This window comes from Klebsiella sp. P1CD1 (assembly GCF_003790505.1).
Taxonomy (GTDB): Bacteria; Pseudomonadota; Gammaproteobacteria; order Enterobacterales; family Enterobacteriaceae; genus Klebsiella; species Klebsiella variicola.
This window is the reverse complement of record NZ_CP033631.1, coordinates 2,533,220-2,548,756: the sequence shown is the minus strand read 5'-3', so window position 1 is coordinate 2,548,756 and position 15,537 is coordinate 2,533,220. Positions and strand designations below refer to the sequence as shown.

Below are 15,537 nucleotides of genomic sequence, written 5' to 3'. Positions count from 1 at the left end.
AGAAGGTCAATCTCGCGATGTCAAAAAATAAATCACTGCCCTACCTCGACCCGGCGCTGTGCGGCCTGGCGGAAGGGGCGAAAATCCTCGGCGACCGCTGGGTGCTGTTGATCCTTCGCGAGGCGTTTTACGGCGTGACGCGCTTTGAAACGATGCTGTCGCACACCCATATTACCCGCCAGACGCTCACCACCCGGTTAAAAACCATGACCGAAACGGGATTGCTCAACAAAGTGCCCTACCGGGAAGCCGGCTCCCGCGAACGGTATGAATATGTTCTGACCGATAAAAGCCGTAGCCTGGCGCTGGTGCTGTTCGCCCTGATGGAATGGGGCCATCAGCACGTGCTGCACAGTGCGCCGCATATAGCATTGGTGGACAGCGCCAGCGGCGAGGCTGTCCATCCGGGGTTTATTACTGCCAGCGGCACCGTGGCGAGCCCCGCCGCCCTGCAGATCGTCAAGGCAGACGAACGCTAATAGCGCCGCTACAGAACTTTCGTACGCCTCTGGCGAAAGCCGCCGCAAGCGGGTATGTTGCATAGCCACGGTACCCGACGAGCGCGGGACATTTTTGTTTCATCGAACGGTGCGATAAAGGATGAAGGTATCCGGTGACCATTCCGACGCGCAGATCGCGCATGCTAAAGGTAGAAAATGTCGCTTCGTTCTCTGCGGGCTTTATGCCTGACCAGCTTTTTTATTGCCGACGTGCGCGACGGCCTCGGCCCGTTTCTGGGGATCTTTCTCACCCAGCGTCACTGGCAGGCGGAGGACATTGGCCTGCTGATGTCCGTCGGCGGTATCGCCGGCCTGCTGGCGACCCTGCCCGCCGGCTTCATCACCGACAGCTCGCGGCATAAGCGCTTGCTGCTGGCCGGGGTCTGCCTGGTGATCACCCTCACCACCCTGCTGCTCTGGTTTAGTCAGAAGACCAGCGTGGTCGCCCTCTCGCAAGTCGCCAGCGGCATCTGCGCGGCCTTTGTCGGACCGCTGATCGCCGGGATTACCCTCGGTCTTGCCAGACAGCGCGGCTTTAGCGCCCAGATGGGGAAAAACGAAGCCTTCAACCACGCGGGAAATTTCTTCACCGCGCTAATGGCCGGGGCTATCGCCTGGTACTGGGGCATCGGCGGCATTTTCATTCTGATGGCCTGTACCACGCTGCTTACCCTGGTCGCCCTGCTGGCGATCCGCGGCGGCGATATCGACGATGACACCGCCCGCGGCATCGAAGCGGCATCCACTCCCTCCCTGCCGGGGTTTGCCATCCTGTTCCGCCATACGCCGCTGCTGATCGCCGGCGTAACCCTGATGCTGTTCCATCTCGCCAATGCCGCACTGTTGCCGATGCTGAGCATGCGGATCGCCGCCGCGCCGGGACACCTCAATCCCGGACTGTTTGCCGCCGCCACGGTGATTATTTCGCAGGTGGTGATGATCCCGGTGGCCATCCGGGTCGCCGGCAGCATCGACAAATACGGTTACTGGCGATGCATCCTGCTGGCGCTGCTGATCATGCCCATCCGGGCGGCGCTGGCGGCGTCCAGCGACGCCCCGGCGATGATGGTCCCGGTGCAAATTCTTGATGGCCTGGCGGCAGGGATTTTGGGGGTGGCGGTGCCCAGCTTTATCGTCTCGCTGCTGCGCGGCAGCGGGCACGTTAACGCTGGACAGAGCGTGGTGATGCTGATGCAGGGCGCCGGGGCGGCAATGAGTCCGGCGTTAACCGGATCTATCGCCGGGCACTACTCCTATGCCACCGCCTTCGGCGTGCTGAGCGTTATCGCGATTGTCGCCCTGATGGTATGGTGGCGCAGCGCTCCGCTGCTCACCGTCTCCGCGTCACCGCCAATCGGCGAGAGCGGGCAGTAACCTACGGCACAGCGACCTGGGGAGAGAGGAAATCGCCAACCGGGTAGCAGCCCCCTGCAGCCCGGCTGGCGTATGAGAGGCGTTAATTCACCCGTGCTTGCAACGTAATGTGCTGCAGGGCGTTCGCCATATCTATCTGAATCAGATCCTTGACACCTTCGCGCTTAATAAACTGGCTCCGGTGCTTACTTTTCACCTCTTCAATACTTTTTTTGATCTCTTGCGCCGGTAATTTATACCAGCCGCGAGCCTGTTTCTCACCACCCATTTCCAGCCACAGCGATGAATAACTGGCTTTCACCAGATCGCTTTTCACGTGGTAATCGGAATCGATCGCGTAGACCGTGGTGATGCTGAAATAACGCAGGAAACCATACAGCACGCTCATGATGATATTTTTCGGCCGCGCGCCATGCAGCTCTTTAGTCAGCACCTTCACTTCGTCATTGGTGATATCTTTCCCGCCCTGGATGCCGCCAATATAGGCGCGGCCATCGTCGGTACAGGAAAAACAGACGCTATAGACGCGCCGGTCGCCGAGAAACAGCTGCAGCATCAGCTCGCCCTCCTCCTGAAACGGCGACGCCAACAGTTTAACGTCAAGATTATCGCCATTTTTCAAAGGAATAGAGAACATCGCGCGACCAAAATCCGCCACATTGTACAGCTGCGGCAGGACATCAGGGTGAAACGTTTTCTCAATAAAATTCAGTGAACCGTGGGCAATATCCAGCTTGCGTCGTTTTGACAGCCGTTTATTGAGATACGCTTTAAACGGTTTATCCTCAAAAGGCACCAGCCCTTTGGTCACGGCGGTCAACCGCGCACACTGATATTTTGCACAAAGTTCTTGATATTCTCTGTATTTACCTCCTGCGAGCGAGAGCTCTCTGCATTTTCGTAAAACTTTTTTATAGTTTATTTTGACCTGACCGATCACTTTATTATGTTTACGCCATTCTTTGATGGCGCCTGCAACAGTATGTTCCATTGATTAAGATCCATAGATTCATCCATAATCGCGGCCATATTAACATAAAAGCTTTTCGTCAACGCTTAATTACTCCTTCGTTGTCCTTTCATTTAATATATACACAGGAAATCATTCTGTATGGTGATTAATAAAGCCAACTCCCGCCTGTCAACGGTTATTTATGGTAGGGAAAGCCTGCCGCCCCGCGACTTAACGCTCTGTGCGTTCGGCGCGCAGAGCGGCTACATCCGCTGGCGGTTTTGCCCTATACTTGACGCTGATTAAAAACCAGCGACGATAGGTAACTTATGGAAATTGATCTCGACAACCTGGTCTTCAGCGGCCTGGATGAAGCAGAAGAACGCAACGCGGAGCGTCTGGAAGAAGCGGACAAAAAAGCGCAGGCGATCGTTGCCGATGACGATTGCGGCGACGCCTGCAAAATCTGATTGTCAAACCGGCCAGCAGGCCGGTTTTTTTTTGCCCCTCCCGCCTGCTCAGGTCGGCAAGAACCCTTTCAGCGTATCCAGCAGCGCCTGCGCGGCCTTCGACAAGGGCATATGCCCGGCATGGATCGCGCCGACGCACTTCTCAATCGGCGGATCGCTGAGCGGGATGCAGACGGCCCCCAGGGAGGTCATCTGCGTTTTACACAGCGCCGGTACCGCGCTGCCCCCCAGGCCGCTGGCCACCATTCTTCCCACCGTCACCAGCTGGTGACTCTCCAGCGCTACGTCCAGCTGGCGACCGCTGCGCGCCAGCGCCTCCTCCAGCATCAGGCGTACCGCCGAGGGACGCTGCAGGGTAATAAAATCGAGGGTCAACAGCTCCTGCCAGGTGAGCTGCTTTTTCTTCGCCAGCGGGGATTGCCGGGGAACGATCGCCACGAAGCGGTCCACCGCCAGCGGGGTAAACAGCAGGTTGTGGGTGGGCGATGGCTCGAAGGCAATACCCATCTCCACTCGCCCCTCGCGCACCATCTCGATCACCTGCTCATTAATCACGTCATGCACCGTGACGTTCACGCCGGCATAGCGGTCGCGAAAGGCCTTCAGCGCCTCCGGCAGGACGTTGGCCGCAAACGACGGCATCGCGGCCACCGAAATTTTACCCCGTTGCAGGGTAAAGCTCTGACGCATGGCCTCCTCGACGTTATCCCAGTCGGCCAGCAGCTGACGGGCCATCGGCAGAAAGAGTTCCCCCTCCTGGGTAAGGGTCACTTTGCGGGTGCTGCGCTGCAGCAGCGCGCCGCCCAGCGCCTCCTCTAACCCTTTGATGGTCAAACTGAGGGCTGGCTGCGACAAATTGAGCCTTTCGCTGGCGTGGGCGAAATTCAGAGTGTGAGCTACCGCTAAAAACGCGCGTAACTGTTTGACACTCATTCTCATTTTTCTTCCTGTTAACTAATTGAAAAAAATTAGTTAACAGGAAATTAATTAAAATTCCAAATGAGTGGGTCACAAATTCAAAATTATCAAATCAGTCTCCAGCGCCAATGATAAGGCTATCGCAAGGCAGGAGAGACAAGATGGCAGGACTGGATAAACGCGTCGCCAGCTATGAAGCGGCGCTGGAAGGGTTAACGGACGGCATGACGCTGCTCGCCGGCGGTTTCGGCCTGTGCGGCATTCCCGAGAACTTGATCGCCGAGGTGCAGCGTCGCCAGGTGCAGGGGCTGACGGTGGTCTCCAATAACTGCGGCGTCGACGGCTTCGGTCTCGGTATGCTGCTGGAGTCACGCCAGATCAGCAAGGTGGTGGCCTCTTACGTCGGGGAGAACGCGCTGTTTGAACAGCTGGTGCTGAGCGGCGAGCTGGCGGTTGAGCTCACTCCTCAGGGAACGCTGGCCGAAAAAATTCGCGCCGGCGGCGCCGGGATCCCCGGTTTTTACACCGCCACCGGGTATGGCACCCCGGTCGCCGAAGGCAAAGAGGTGCGCCAGTTCTCCGGCAGGCACTACATCCTTGAAGAGGCGATCCGCGGCGATTTCGCGCTGGTCAAAGGCTGGAAAGCCGACTGGTACGGCAATGTGGTATATCGCCATACCGCGCAGAATTTCAACCCGCTGATGGCCACCGCCGGACGCATTACGGTGGTGGAGGTGGAAGAGATTGTACCGCCGGGCGAACTGCCGCCCTCCGCCATCCACACCCCGGGGATCTATGTCGACCGGCTGATCGTCGGGCAATTTGAAAAACGTATTGAGCAGCGCACCCTGCGCGCCGGAGGGAAGTGAGATGCTGACCCGTGAACAAATGGCGATGCGCGTCGCCCAGGAGCTGCGCGACGGCGACTACGTCAACCTCGGGATCGGTATCCCGACGCTGGTGGCCAATTACATTCCCGCCGGTATTGAGGTGATGCTCCAGTCGGAGAACGGCCTGCTGGGGATGGGCGAATTTCCAGACGAAGCCACGATCGACGCCGACATGATTAACGCCGGCAAGCAGACCGTCACCGCGCAAACCGGGGCGGCCATCTTCGACTCCGCTCAGTCGTTCGCCATGATCCGCGGCGGCCACGTTGACCTGACCGTTCTTGGCGCCTTTGAGGTCGACGTCGCGGGCAACATCGCCTCATGGATGATCCCTGGAAAAATGGTCAAGGGGATGGGCGGCGCCATGGACCTGGTAGCCGGCGCGCAGAACATCATCGTGGTGATGACCCACGCCTCAAAAAACGGCGAATCCAAACTGCTGCCGCAGTGCACCCTGCCGCTCACCGGCGTGGGCTGTATTCGCCGGGTGCTCACCGATCTGGCTCTGCTGGACATTGTCGACGGCGCGTTTGTCCTGCGCGAAGTGGCCCCGGGAGTGAGCCCCGACGAGGTGATGCGTAAAACGGCGGGACGACTGATCGTGGCCGACGATGTGCGCGAAATGCGCTTCAGCTAAGGAGAGACCATGACCGATATTGCCATTGTTGCTGCAGTACGCACCCCGGTCGGCAGCTTTCGCGGCGCCTTCGCCCCTCTTTCCGCCGTCGACCTCGGCGCCGCGGTGGTACGCAGCCTGCTTGAACGCGGCCAGTTGCCCGCCGCGGCGGTGGACGAACTGATTTTCGGCCAGGTGCTCACCGCCGGCTGCGGGCAGAACCCGGCGCGCCAGACCGCGCTGCGGGCCGGCCTGCCGGTGGACACCCCGGCGGTGACCGTCAATCTGGTGTGCGGCTCCGGGCTGAAAGCGGTTCAGCAGGCGATGCAGGCGATCCGCTGCGGCGACGCCGAGATCGTCATCGCCGGCGGCCAGGAGAGCATGAGCAATGCCCCCTATCTGATGCACGGCGCCCGCGACGGCCTGCGTTTCGGCCACGCCAGCCTGCAGGACAGCATGATTCTGGACGGCCTGTGGGACGCCTTTAACGACTACCACATGGGCATTACCGCCGAGAATCTGGCTGATGCCTTCGACATCAGCCGTGAGCGCCAGGATGCCTTTGCCGCCGGGTCCCAGCGCAAAGCGGCGGCCGCCATCGCCGCCGGACGCTTTCGCGAGGAGATCGTCCCGGTCAGCGTCCCGCAGGGCAAAAAGCCGCCGCATGTCGTGACTGACGACGAGCAACCGCGCCCGGAGACCAGCGAGCAGCAGCTGGCCCAGCTGCGCCCGGCGTTTCGTCCCGCTGACGGCAGCGTCACTGCCGGAAACGCCTCGTCGCTGAACGACGGCGCCGCGGCGGTCCTGCTGATGCGCGTCGATAAAGCGCGCGAGCTTGGGCTGCCGGTGCTGGCGCGTATTGTCAGCTCAGCGGTCGCCGGGGTCGACCCATCGGTGATGGGCATCGGCCCGGTGAGCGCCTGCCGCAAAGCGCTGCAGCGCGCCGGCTGGACGCTGGACGAGGTGGATCTTATCGAAGCTAACGAGGCCTTTGCCGTCCAGGCGCTGGCCGTCGGTCAGCTGCTTGAGTGGGATAGCGAGAAGGTCAACGTCAACGGCGGCGCCATCGCCCTTGGCCATCCTATCGGCGCCTCCGGCTGCCGGATCCTCGTCAGCCTGGTGCATGAGATGCAGCGCCGGGGCGCCAGCAAAGGGCTGGCAACCCTGTGCGTCGGCGGCGGCCAGGGCATCGCCATGACTCTACAACGTTAACAGGAGCCACTATGTTTACACCACGCCTGGCGGTACTCGGCGCGGGACTGATGGGCGTCGGCATCGCCTGCCATTTCGCCCGTCACGGTCACGTCGTCCGCCTGTATGACACCGACCCGCAACGTCTCGCCGAGGTTCCGGCGGTGGCCAGCGCTATCCTGCGCGAGCTGGAGGCGAGCGGCCAGCAGGATCCCGCCGACCGCGACGCTGTGCTGGCCCGTCTGACCCCCACCCCGGCGCTGAATGCCCTGGCCGATGCCACGCTGCTGATAGAAGCGATCCCCGAGCGGCTGGCGCTGAAGCACGCCCTGTATGCTGAACTGGAAACGCTGATCGCCGACGAGGCGATTATCGCCAGCAACACCAGCGGCCTGCCGCCGGACTCGCTGGCGCAGGGCATGCGCCACCCTGAACGGCTGCTGATCGCCCACTTCTGGCATCCGCCGCACCTGATCCCGCTGGTGGAAGTGGTGCCCGGGAGCGCCACACTGCCCCATCTGGCGCGCCAGGTGAGCGACTTTTGCGCCGCCTGCGCGCTGGAAGCGGTGGTGCTCAATCGCGCCGCGCCGGGCTTTGTCGGCAACCGGCTGCAGTTCGCCCTGCTGCGCGAAGCGCTGCATATCGTCCACAGCGGCATTGCCTCTGCCGAGGTGGTGGACCAGGTGATGCGCGCCTCGCTGGGCCGCCGCTATGCGATGGTCGGCCCGCTGGAGGCAGCGGACATGACCGGGCTGGCGACGGTCCAGGATATCTGCCAGCACCTGCTGCCGGAGCTGGCCAGCGGGAGCGAGATGATGTCGCTGGTGGCGGAGAAGGTGGCGCGAGGCGACACCGGCGCCCGCAGTGGACAAGGCTTTTACCGCTGGGATGAGGCGCGGCAACAGCGCATCCAGTCGCGCCGGGAACATCAGCTTCGCTACGCCCTGAAGCCCTAGTATCGCGTTCTGTACCCCTACAATAACAATGAGAGTGAGACGTCGTGATGAGTGTGATAATTGCCCTGGCCGCGCTGGCGTTACTGATGCTGGCGGCCTACCGTGGATACAGCGTGATCCTCTTTGCGCCGATCGCCGCCCTCGGCGCGGTGCTGGTCACCGACCCGGGCGCGGTCGGCCCGGCCTTTACCGGCCTGTTTATGGAAAAAATGGTCGGCTTTGTGAAGCTCTATTTCCCGGTGTTTCTGCTGGGCGCCGTGTTCGGCAAGCTGATTGAGCTGTCGGGATTCTCGCGGTCGATTGTCGCCGCCGCCATCCGCATCCTCGGACGCCGCCACGCGATCCCGGTGATCGTGCTGGTGTGCGCCCTGCTAACCTACGGCGGGGTGTCTCTGTTTGTGGTGGCTTTTGCCGTCTACCCCTTCGCCGCCGAACTGTTTCGCCAGAGCGGGATCCCCAAACGGCTGATTCCGGCCACCGTCGCCCTCGGGGCATTCTCGTTTACCATGGACGCCCTGCCCGGCACGCCGCAGATCCAGAATATTATCCCCACCAGTTTCTTCGGCACCAACGCCTGGGCGGCCCCCTGGCTGGGGCTTATCGGCTCGCTGTTCATTATCATTTTTGGCTTGCTGTGGCTGGAGCGTCAGCGCCGCAAAGCGCAGGCCCGCGGCGAAGGCTATGGGACCGACCTGCAAAATGAGCCGGAGACCCCGGATGACATCGATCTGCCGCATCCGCTGATCGCTATCGCCCCGTTGCTGTTAGTGGGGGTGCTGAATCTGCTGTTTACCCACTGGATCCCGCAGTGGTACGGCGCCAGCCATGAGCTCACCCTGCCGGGTCTGGCGAAGCCTGTCGTCACCGAAGTAGGGAAAATCACCGCTATCTGGGCGGTGCAGGCGGCGCTGCTCTCCGGCATTGTGCTGGTGCTGGTCTGCGGCTATCGCAATATCCGCGGCCGGCTGGCGGAGGGGAGCCGAACGGCGGTGGGCGGGGCTATTCTCGCGGCGATGAACACCGCCTCTGAGTACGGATTCGGCGCGGTTATCGCCGCCCTGCCGGGTTTCCTGGTGCTGTCGAAAGCCCTCGCGGCCATTCCCAATCCGCTGTTAAACGAGGCGATCAGCGTCACGGTGCTGGCCGGGATCACCGGCTCGGCCTCCGGGGGGATGAGCATCGCGCTGGCGGCGATGTCCGAGACCTTTGTCGCCGCCGCCCACGCCGCCAATATTCCGCTCGAGGTCCTGCACCGTGTCGCCGCCATGGCCAGCGGCGGCATGGACACCCTGCCGCATAACGGGGCGGTGATCACTCTGCTGGCGATCACCGGCCTGAGCCATCGCCAGGCCTACGGCGGTATTTTCGCCATCACGGTGATCAAAAGCCTCGCGGTACTGTTTGTCATTGCCACGTTCTATGTGACCGGCATTGTCTGATACCCGATTGAAGGAGTAATAAAATGAATTTGCACGGTAAAACAGCGCTGGTCACCGGCTCCACCAGCGGCATCGGTTTAGGGATCGCCAAAGTGCTGGCTCAGGCGGGCGCGCAGGTGATCCTCAATGGCTTCGGCGACAGCAGCCACGCCCGGGCTGAAGTCGCCGCGCTGGGTAAGATCCCCGGCTATCACGACGCCGACCTGCGCGACGTCGGGCAGATCGAGGCGATGATGCACTATGTCGAAAGCACCTTCGGCGGCGTCGATATCGTGATCAATAACGCCGGCATCCAGCACGTCGCCCCGGTGGAGCAGTTCCCGGTGGACAAATGGAACGACATCATCGCGATCAATCTCTCCAGCGTCTTCCACACCACCCGCCTGGCGCTGCCGGGCATGCGCCAGCGCAACTGGGGGCGCATCATCAACATAGCCTCAGTGCATGGCCTGGTGGCGTCGAAAGAGAAATCGGCCTACGTCGCTGCCAAGCACGCGGTGGTCGGGCTGACCAAAACCGTGGCCCTGGAAACCGCGCGCAGCGGCATCACCTGCAACGCCATCTGCCCGGGCTGGGTGCTGACCCCGCTGGTGCAGCAGCAGATCGATAAGCGCATCGCCGAGGGGGTCGACCCGGAGCAGGCCAGCGCCCAGCTGCTGGCGGAAAAACAGCCCTCCGGGGAGTTTGTCACCCCGCAGCAGCTGGGCGAAATGGCGCTGTTTCTGTGCAGCGATGCCGCTGCCCAGGTGCGCGGCGCCGCATGGAATATGGATGGCGGCTGGGTGGCGCAGTAGACGAACTCGGGGAGTCAGGTAATGGCTCCCCTGTTACTGCAGCGCCAGGCTGACTAACCGCTAATTGACTTCAAGGTGGCAGCTGCAGTGATCAACACGCCAATCACCACAGGATAAAAAACAGCATAAATGATATAACACTCAATTTTCCGGTCTCTGGTATAGAAATAGATGGTGTTACCAATACTAATGAGAGACCCCAGGAAACCAACGGTGGCTAAAACAGCTATAAACGTTAATAGCCAGTAATATGCCCCACCCACACCACGGTTGCTGAGACAACCCAACATTGCCAGCGCTTGCAACAAACACAGTGCCATTGCGCCGGAGCAATTTTCGCAAATTTTGCCGTAAAGTCTGAATGTTGATCACACCTGTAAATTAATTTTATTCACTGACCACTCCTTGTTTAAGGCAGCAAATGATTTAACCCTGTGAAATTCAATTTCTATTTCCTGAAATGCTTAAAAGCATTAATTTAATCAACGAATACAATAACCTACTATTGAAAACAATAAAAAGCACAATACAGTTATATATTAATATTATCCCTCCTTTCTCTCGGAAAATTATGAGTTAGTTAACCAAAAAAGACTTTTCTCAATCTAGTCTCCCTGCATATTAAAACGTGACCGGGCAAAAGCATCATAGACTTGCTGACTGGTAAATGCCGGGAAGGTCGCCCGCGCTGCCGCTTCGCGTAGCGCGGCGCAGTATGCTTTATTTCCCTCGACGGCGTCGATTTTTTTCAGTTTACCATCGCGGGCAAACTCAAGATGCAGACGGCACTTTTTCCCGTGCCACGCATATCGATCGGCAAGCTGGGCCTCCAGCGCGTTTTTAATCGCCCTAGCCTGCTGCCCATATTCATCCTCGTCGCTAAAACGTCCGGAGCTACAGCTGCCGAGGGCCGAGGTTTTATGGCAATCGGACGGGTGCAGCGGTGCGCAGCCGCTAAGCACCGCAAGCAACATCACCGGCATCACTCTTTTTTTCATAACTCTCCCTGTTTGTACAAGCACTGAAAGACCGCCTAACTGTAACGTGAAAGCGAAAGCATGCGGCCTGCCAATTATCAGGTGCGACAATTAAAACATCGCCAGAAAGCGTTTCACCGTGCGCGAGCGCTCAAAGCGCCGCCAGGCGATAGCGATATCGGTCTTCAGCGGCGCCCCGCTGAGCGGGTGATAGCTGACGTTCGGCTGCTGGATGCAGGTCATCGACTGCGGGACCAGCGCGAAGCCGAACCCGGCATTGACCATACTCAGCGACGACGAAATCTGCGACGACTGCCAGGCTCGCTCCATGTCGATCCCGGCGCGCAGGCAGCTGTTGTACACCAGCTCATACAGCCCGGGGGCCACCTCCCGCGGGAAGAGGATCGGCGCCACGTCGCACAGCTGTTCCAGGGCCAGGGTCGGCTGCGTCGCCAGCGGGTTATCGCGCGGCAGCGCGATGACCATCGGCTCCTCATCAATAATCCGCAGATTAAAGGCTTTACTGCTCTCGCACGGCAGACGGACGAAGGCGATATCCAGCTCGGCCTCGCTCAGGGCGGTCATCAGATTGGCCATATTGTCTTCCATCTGGTGCAGGGTCACCCCGGGGTGGTCGAGCTGAAAGCGGTGCAGCAACGTGAAGATTTGCGGATGGAAAGCATCAGAACTGGTAATGCCTAGCGACAGGCTGCCGTTCATCCCGCGCGCAATGCCCTTGGCCTTCTCCAGCGCCGCATCGCTCATGGCGAGGATCTGGCGGGCATCCTCATAGAACGACTCTCCCGCTTCCGTCAGCTCCACCCCGCGGGTTAAACGCCGAAACAGCGGGGTCCCTACCTCTCGCTCAAGTCTCTGAATTTGCTGACTTAACGGAGGTTGTGAAATACCCAGTTCCTTGGCGGCCTGGGTGAAGTGCCGCGTCCTGGCGACGGCGACAAAATAACGAAGATAACGAAGTTCCATATCGAAAACGTCTCAAACCAGCATGGTTTCTATATTGGAACTGTGAGCTGAATCGGGTCAACATTTATTTAACCTTTCTTATATTTGTTGAACGAGGAAGTGGTATATGAATCACTCTGCTGAATGCACCTGCGAAGAGAGTCTGTGCGAAACCCTACGGGCGTTTTCCGCGCAGCATCCCGAAAGCGTGCTCTATCAGACATCGCTAATGAGCGCCCTGCTGAGCGGGGTTTACGAAGGCAGCACCACCATCGCGGACCTGCTGAAACATGGCGATTTCGGCCTCGGCACCTTTAATGAGCTGGACGGGGAGCTGATCGCCTTCAGCAGTCAGGTCTATCAGCTGCGCGCCGACGGCAGCGCGCGCAAAGCCCAGCCGGAGCAAAAAACGCCGTTCGCGGTGATGACCTGGTTCCAGCCGCAGTACCGGAAAACTTTCGACCATCCGGTGAGCCGCCAGCAACTGCACGACGTTATTGACCAGCAAATTCCCTCTGACAACCTGTTCTGCGCCCTGCGCATCGACGGCCATTTCCGCCATGCCCATACCCGCACCGTGCCGCGCCAGACACCGCCGTACCGGGCGATGACCGACGTCCTCGACGATCAGCCGGTGTTCCGCTTTAACCAGCGCGAAGGGGTGCTGGTCGGCTTCCGTACCCCGCAGCATATGCAGGGGATCAATGTCGCCGGGTATCACGAGCACTTTATTACCGATGACCGCAAAGGCGGCGGTCACCTGCTGGATTACCAGCTCGATCACGGGGTGCTGACCTTCGGCGAAATTCACAAGCTGATGATCGACCTGCCCGCCGACAGCGCGTTCCTGCAGGCCAATCTGCATCCCGATAATCTCGATGCCGCCATCCGTTCCGTAGAAAGTTAAGGGGTTCACATGGACAAACAGTATCCGGTACGCCAGTGGGCGCACGGCGCCGATCTCGTCGTCAGCCAGCTGGAAGCGCAAGGCGTACGTCAGATCTTCGGTATCCCCGGCGCCAAAATCGACAAGGTGTTCGACTCACTGCTGGATTCCTCGATTCGCATTATTCCGGTACGCCACGAAGCCAACGCCGCGTTTATGGCCGCCGCGGTCGGACGCATTACCGGCAAAGCGGGCGTAGCGCTGGTCACCTCCGGTCCGGGTTGTTCCAACCTGATCACCGGCATGGCCACCGCGAACAGCGAAGGCGACCCGGTGGTCGCCCTGGGCGGGGCGGTGAAACGCGCCGATAAGGCGAAGCAGGTCCATCAGAGTATGGATACGGTGGCAATGTTCAGCCCGGTCACCAAATACGCCGTTGAGGTGACGGCGCCGGATGCGCTGGCGGAAGTGGTCTCCAACGCCTTCCGCGCCGCCGAGCAGGGCCGCCCGGGCAGCGCGTTCGTCAGCCTGCCGCAGGATGTGGTCGATGGCCCGGTCAGCGGTAAAGTGCTGCCGGCCAGCCGGGCACCGCAGATGGGCGCCGCGCCGGATGATGCCATCGATCAGGTGGCGAAGCTTATCGCTCAGGCGAAGAACCCGATCTTCCTGCTCGGCCTGATGGCCAGCCAGCCGGAAAACAGCGCGGCGCTGCGCCGTTTGCTGGAGGCCAGCCATATTCCGGTCACCAGCACCTATCAGGCCGCCGGGGCGGTGAATCAGGATAACTTCTCTCGTTTCGCCGGTCGGGTCGGGCTGTTCAACAACCAGGCCGGGGATCGTCTGCTGCAGCTCGCCGACCTGGTGATCTGCATCGGCTATAGCCCGGTGGAATATGAACCGGCGATGTGGAACAGCGGCAACGCGACGCTGGTGCATATCGACGTGCTGCCCGCTTATGAAGAGCGCAACTACACCCCGGATGTCGAGCTGGTGGGCGATATCGCCGGCACCCTCAACAAGCTGGCGCAAAATATCGGTCACCGGCTGGTGCTCTCCCCGCAGGCGGCGGAGATCCTCCGCGACCGCCAGCACCAGCGCGAGCTGCTGGACCGCCGCGGCGCGCAGCTGAATCAGTTTGCCCTGCATCCGCTGCGCATCGTTCGCGCCATGCAGGATATCGTCAACAGCGACGTCACGCTGACCGTGGACATGGGCAGCTTCCATATCTGGATCGCCCGCTACCTGTACAGCTTCCGCGCCCGCCAGGTGATGATCTCCAACGGCCAGCAGACCATGGGCGTCGCCCTGCCCTGGGCCATCGGCGCCTGGCTGGTCAATCCTGAGCGCAAAGTGGTCTCCGTCTCCGGCGACGGCGGCTTCCTGCAGTCGAGCATGGAGCTGGAGACCGCCGTCCGCCTGAAAGCCAATGTGCTGCATCTCATCTGGGTCGATAACGGCTACAACATGGTGGCTATTCAGGAAGAGAAAAAATATCAGCGCCTGTCCGGCGTCGAGTTCGGGCCGATGGATTTTAAAGCCTATGCCGAATCCTTCGGCGCCAAAGGGTTTGCCGTGGAAAGCGCCGAGGCGCTGGAACCGACGCTGCGCGCGGCGATGGACGTCGACGGCCCGGCGGTGGTGGCCATCCCGGTGGATTATCGCGATAACCCGCTGCTGATGGGCCAGCTGCATCTGAGTCAGATTCTGTAAGTCATCACAATAAGGAAAGGAAAATGAAAAAAGTCGCACTTGTTACCGGCGCCGGCCAGGGGATTGGTAAAGCTATCGCCCTTCGTCTGGTGAAGGATGGATTTGCCGTGGCCATTGCCGATTATAACGATGCCACAGCCAAAGCGGTCGCCTCGGAAATCAACCAGGCCGGCGGACACGCCGTGGCGGTGAAAGTGGATGTTTCTGACCGCGACCAGGTATTTGCCGCCGTTGAACAGGCGCGCAAAACGCTGGGCGGCTTCGACGTCATCGTCAATAACGCCGGCGTGGCGCCGTCCACGCCGATCGAGTCCATTACCCCGGAGATTGTCGACAAAGTCTACAACATCAACGTCAAAGGGGTGATCTGGGGTATTCAGGCGGCGGTCGAGGCCTTTAAGAAAGAGGGTCACGGCGGGAAAATCATCAACGCCTGTTCCCAGGCCGGCCACGTCGGCAACCCGGAACTGGCGGTGTATAGCTCCAGTAAATTCGCGGTACGCGGCTTAACCCAGACCGCCGCTCGCGACCTCGCGCCGCTGGGCATCACGGTCAACGGCTACTGCCCGGGGATTGTCAAAACGCCAATGTGGGCCGAAATTGACCGCCAGGTGTCCGAAGCCGCCGGTAAACCGCTGGGCTACGGTACCGCCGAGTTCGCCAAACGCATCACTCTCGGTCGTCTGTCCGAGCCGGAAGATGTCGCCGCCTGCGTCTCCTATCTTGCCAGCCCGGATTCTGATTACATGACCGGTCAGTCGTTGCTGATCGACGGCGGGATGGTATTTAACTAATAAAAAATAAGCTCTGACATGGCTTGCCCCTGCTTTCGCGCAGGGGCTTTTTTTTGGTTTGAGTGTAAGTGTAAGCATCCCGGGGAAACGAAGCATCAATACTTGAG

At 60.2% G+C, this 15,537-nt stretch carries 16 protein-coding genes; 12 read left to right on the top strand and 4 right to left on the bottom strand.

Going from position 1 to position 15,537, the window contains the following annotated elements; genetic code table 11:
• Positions 1 to 17: 17 nt before the first annotated feature.
• Complete coding sequence (locus DTA24_RS12690; RefSeq protein ID WP_115656007.1) at positions 18 to 479, top strand: winged helix-turn-helix transcriptional regulator; 462 nt, start codon at positions 18 to 20, stop codon at positions 477 to 479.
• Positions 480 to 656: 177 nt separating this feature from the next.
• Entirely contained in the window at positions 657 to 1,874 is a 1,218-nt protein-coding gene (locus tag DTA24_RS12685; RefSeq protein WP_123836854.1) for an MFS transporter, read from the top strand.
• 82 nt (positions 1,875 to 1,956) lie between these two features.
• On the opposite strand, the gene DTA24_RS12680 is transcribed toward DTA24_RS12685, so the two are convergent.
• On the bottom strand, positions 1,957 to 2,865 hold the full coding sequence (locus DTA24_RS12680; RefSeq protein WP_016161239.1) for a DUF535 family protein: 909 nt from the start codon (positions 2,863 to 2,865) through the stop codon (positions 1,957 to 1,959).
• 290 nt (positions 2,866 to 3,155) lie between these two features.
• Between DTA24_RS12680 and DTA24_RS12675 the strand changes: the two genes are divergently transcribed.
• A complete protein-coding gene (locus tag DTA24_RS12675; RefSeq protein ID WP_002908189.1) occupies positions 3,156 to 3,296 on the top strand; it encodes a hypothetical protein in 141 nt (46 codons plus the stop codon).
• 48 nt (positions 3,297 to 3,344) lie between these two features.
• On the opposite strand, the gene DTA24_RS12670 is transcribed toward DTA24_RS12675, so the two are convergent.
• Entirely contained in the window at positions 3,345 to 4,235 is an 891-nt protein-coding gene (locus DTA24_RS12670) for a LysR family transcriptional regulator (RefSeq protein WP_012541468.1), read from the bottom strand.
• 140 nt (positions 4,236 to 4,375) lie between these two features.
• On the opposite strand from DTA24_RS12670, the gene DTA24_RS12665 reads away from it, so the two are divergent.
• The 6 genes from DTA24_RS12665 to DTA24_RS12640 are packed head-to-tail and all read left to right on the top strand — an operon-like array spanning position 4,376 to position 10,100.
• Positions 4,376 to 5,083, top strand: coding sequence for a CoA transferase subunit A (locus DTA24_RS12665; protein WP_110196263.1), 708 nt, complete (start codon positions 4,376 to 4,378; stop codon positions 5,081 to 5,083).
• Between the two features lies 1 nt (position 5,084).
• Positions 5,085 to 5,741 (top strand): CoA transferase subunit B, encoded by a 657-nt coding sequence (locus tag DTA24_RS12660; protein WP_012541466.1) that lies wholly within the window; start codon positions 5,085 to 5,087, stop codon positions 5,739 to 5,741.
• Between the two features lie 9 nt (positions 5,742 to 5,750).
• Entirely contained in the window at positions 5,751 to 6,932 is a 1,182-nt protein-coding gene (locus DTA24_RS12655; protein ID WP_123836853.1) for an acetyl-CoA C-acetyltransferase, read from the top strand.
• Between the two features lie 11 nt (positions 6,933 to 6,943).
• On the top strand, positions 6,944 to 7,867 hold the full coding sequence (locus tag DTA24_RS12650; protein ID WP_012967978.1) for a 3-hydroxyacyl-CoA dehydrogenase family protein: 924 nt from the start codon (positions 6,944 to 6,946) through the stop codon (positions 7,865 to 7,867).
• 44 nt (positions 7,868 to 7,911) lie between these two features.
• Positions 7,912 to 9,306, top strand: a complete 1,395-nt coding sequence (locus DTA24_RS12645) for a GntP family permease (RefSeq protein ID WP_008804551.1) — start codon at positions 7,912 to 7,914, stop codon at positions 9,304 to 9,306.
• Positions 9,307 to 9,329: 23 nt separating this feature from the next.
• Complete coding sequence (locus tag DTA24_RS12640; protein ID WP_110196264.1) at positions 9,330 to 10,100, top strand: 3-hydroxybutyrate dehydrogenase; 771 nt, start codon at positions 9,330 to 9,332, stop codon at positions 10,098 to 10,100.
• Positions 10,101 to 10,705: 605 nt separating this feature from the next.
• Here DTA24_RS12640 and DTA24_RS12630 read toward each other — a convergent pair.
• Entirely contained in the window at positions 10,706 to 11,098 is a 393-nt protein-coding gene (locus DTA24_RS12630) for a cell envelope integrity TolA C-terminal domain-containing protein (RefSeq protein WP_023322775.1), read from the bottom strand.
• A gap of 90 nt (positions 11,099 to 11,188) precedes the next feature.
• A complete protein-coding gene (locus tag DTA24_RS12625; protein WP_008804549.1) occupies positions 11,189 to 12,061 on the bottom strand; it encodes a LysR family transcriptional regulator in 873 nt (290 codons plus the stop codon).
• Between the two features lie 106 nt (positions 12,062 to 12,167).
• Between DTA24_RS12625 and budA the strand changes: the two genes are divergently transcribed.
• The 3 genes from budA to DTA24_RS12610 are packed head-to-tail and all read left to right on the top strand — an operon-like array spanning position 12,168 to position 15,430.
• Positions 12,168 to 12,947 (top strand): acetolactate decarboxylase, encoded by a 780-nt coding sequence (budA, locus tag DTA24_RS12620; RefSeq protein WP_008804548.1) that lies wholly within the window; start codon positions 12,168 to 12,170, stop codon positions 12,945 to 12,947.
• A 9-nt stretch (positions 12,948 to 12,956) separates the two neighbouring features.
• Positions 12,957 to 14,636 (top strand): acetolactate synthase AlsS, encoded by a 1,680-nt coding sequence (gene alsS / locus DTA24_RS12615; RefSeq protein ID WP_110196266.1) that lies wholly within the window; start codon positions 12,957 to 12,959, stop codon positions 14,634 to 14,636.
• 23 nt (positions 14,637 to 14,659) lie between these two features.
• Positions 14,660 to 15,430, top strand: coding sequence for a (S)-acetoin forming diacetyl reductase (locus DTA24_RS12610; protein ID WP_008804546.1), 771 nt, complete (start codon positions 14,660 to 14,662; stop codon positions 15,428 to 15,430).
• The last annotated feature ends 107 nt before the right edge of the window (positions 15,431 to 15,537 follow it).

What these genes read in the sequence shown, in the direction of transcription:
- DTA24_RS12665 (WP_110196263.1), top strand. Translation starts at nt 4,376, where the DNA reads ATGGCAGGACTGGATAAACGCGTCGCCAGCTATGAAGCGGCGCTGGAA.
- DTA24_RS12655 (WP_123836853.1), top strand. Translation starts at nt 5,751, where the DNA reads ATGACCGATATTGCCATTGTTGCTGCAGTACGCACCCCGGTCGGCAGC.
- DTA24_RS12685 (WP_123836854.1), top strand. Translation starts at nt 657, where the DNA reads ATGTCGCTTCGTTCTCTGCGGGCTTTATGCCTGACCAGCTTTTTTATT.
- DTA24_RS12675 (WP_002908189.1), top strand. Translation starts at nt 3,156, where the DNA reads ATGGAAATTGATCTCGACAACCTGGTCTTCAGCGGCCTGGATGAAGCA.
- DTA24_RS12670 (WP_012541468.1), bottom strand. Translation starts at nt 4,235, where the DNA reads ATGAGAATGAGTGTCAAACAGTTACGCGCGTTTTTAGCGGTAGCTCAC.
- DTA24_RS12640 (WP_110196264.1), top strand. Translation starts at nt 9,330, where the DNA reads ATGAATTTGCACGGTAAAACAGCGCTGGTCACCGGCTCCACCAGCGGC.
- budA (WP_008804548.1), top strand. Translation starts at nt 12,168, where the DNA reads ATGAATCACTCTGCTGAATGCACCTGCGAAGAGAGTCTGTGCGAAACC.
- DTA24_RS12680 (WP_016161239.1), bottom strand. Translation starts at nt 2,865, where the DNA reads ATGGAACATACTGTTGCAGGCGCCATCAAAGAATGGCGTAAACATAAT.
- DTA24_RS12625 (WP_008804549.1), bottom strand. Translation starts at nt 12,061, where the DNA reads ATGGAACTTCGTTATCTTCGTTATTTTGTCGCCGTCGCCAGGACGCGG.
- DTA24_RS12610 (WP_008804546.1), top strand. Translation starts at nt 14,660, where the DNA reads ATGAAAAAAGTCGCACTTGTTACCGGCGCCGGCCAGGGGATTGGTAAA.
- DTA24_RS12650 (WP_012967978.1), top strand. Translation starts at nt 6,944, where the DNA reads ATGTTTACACCACGCCTGGCGGTACTCGGCGCGGGACTGATGGGCGTC.
- DTA24_RS12630 (WP_023322775.1), bottom strand. Translation starts at nt 11,098, where the DNA reads ATGAAAAAAAGAGTGATGCCGGTGATGTTGCTTGCGGTGCTTAGCGGC.
- DTA24_RS12660 (WP_012541466.1), top strand. Translation starts at nt 5,085, where the DNA reads ATGCTGACCCGTGAACAAATGGCGATGCGCGTCGCCCAGGAGCTGCGC.
- DTA24_RS12690 (WP_115656007.1), top strand. Translation starts at nt 18, where the DNA reads ATGTCAAAAAATAAATCACTGCCCTACCTCGACCCGGCGCTGTGCGGC.
- alsS (WP_110196266.1), top strand. Translation starts at nt 12,957, where the DNA reads ATGGACAAACAGTATCCGGTACGCCAGTGGGCGCACGGCGCCGATCTC.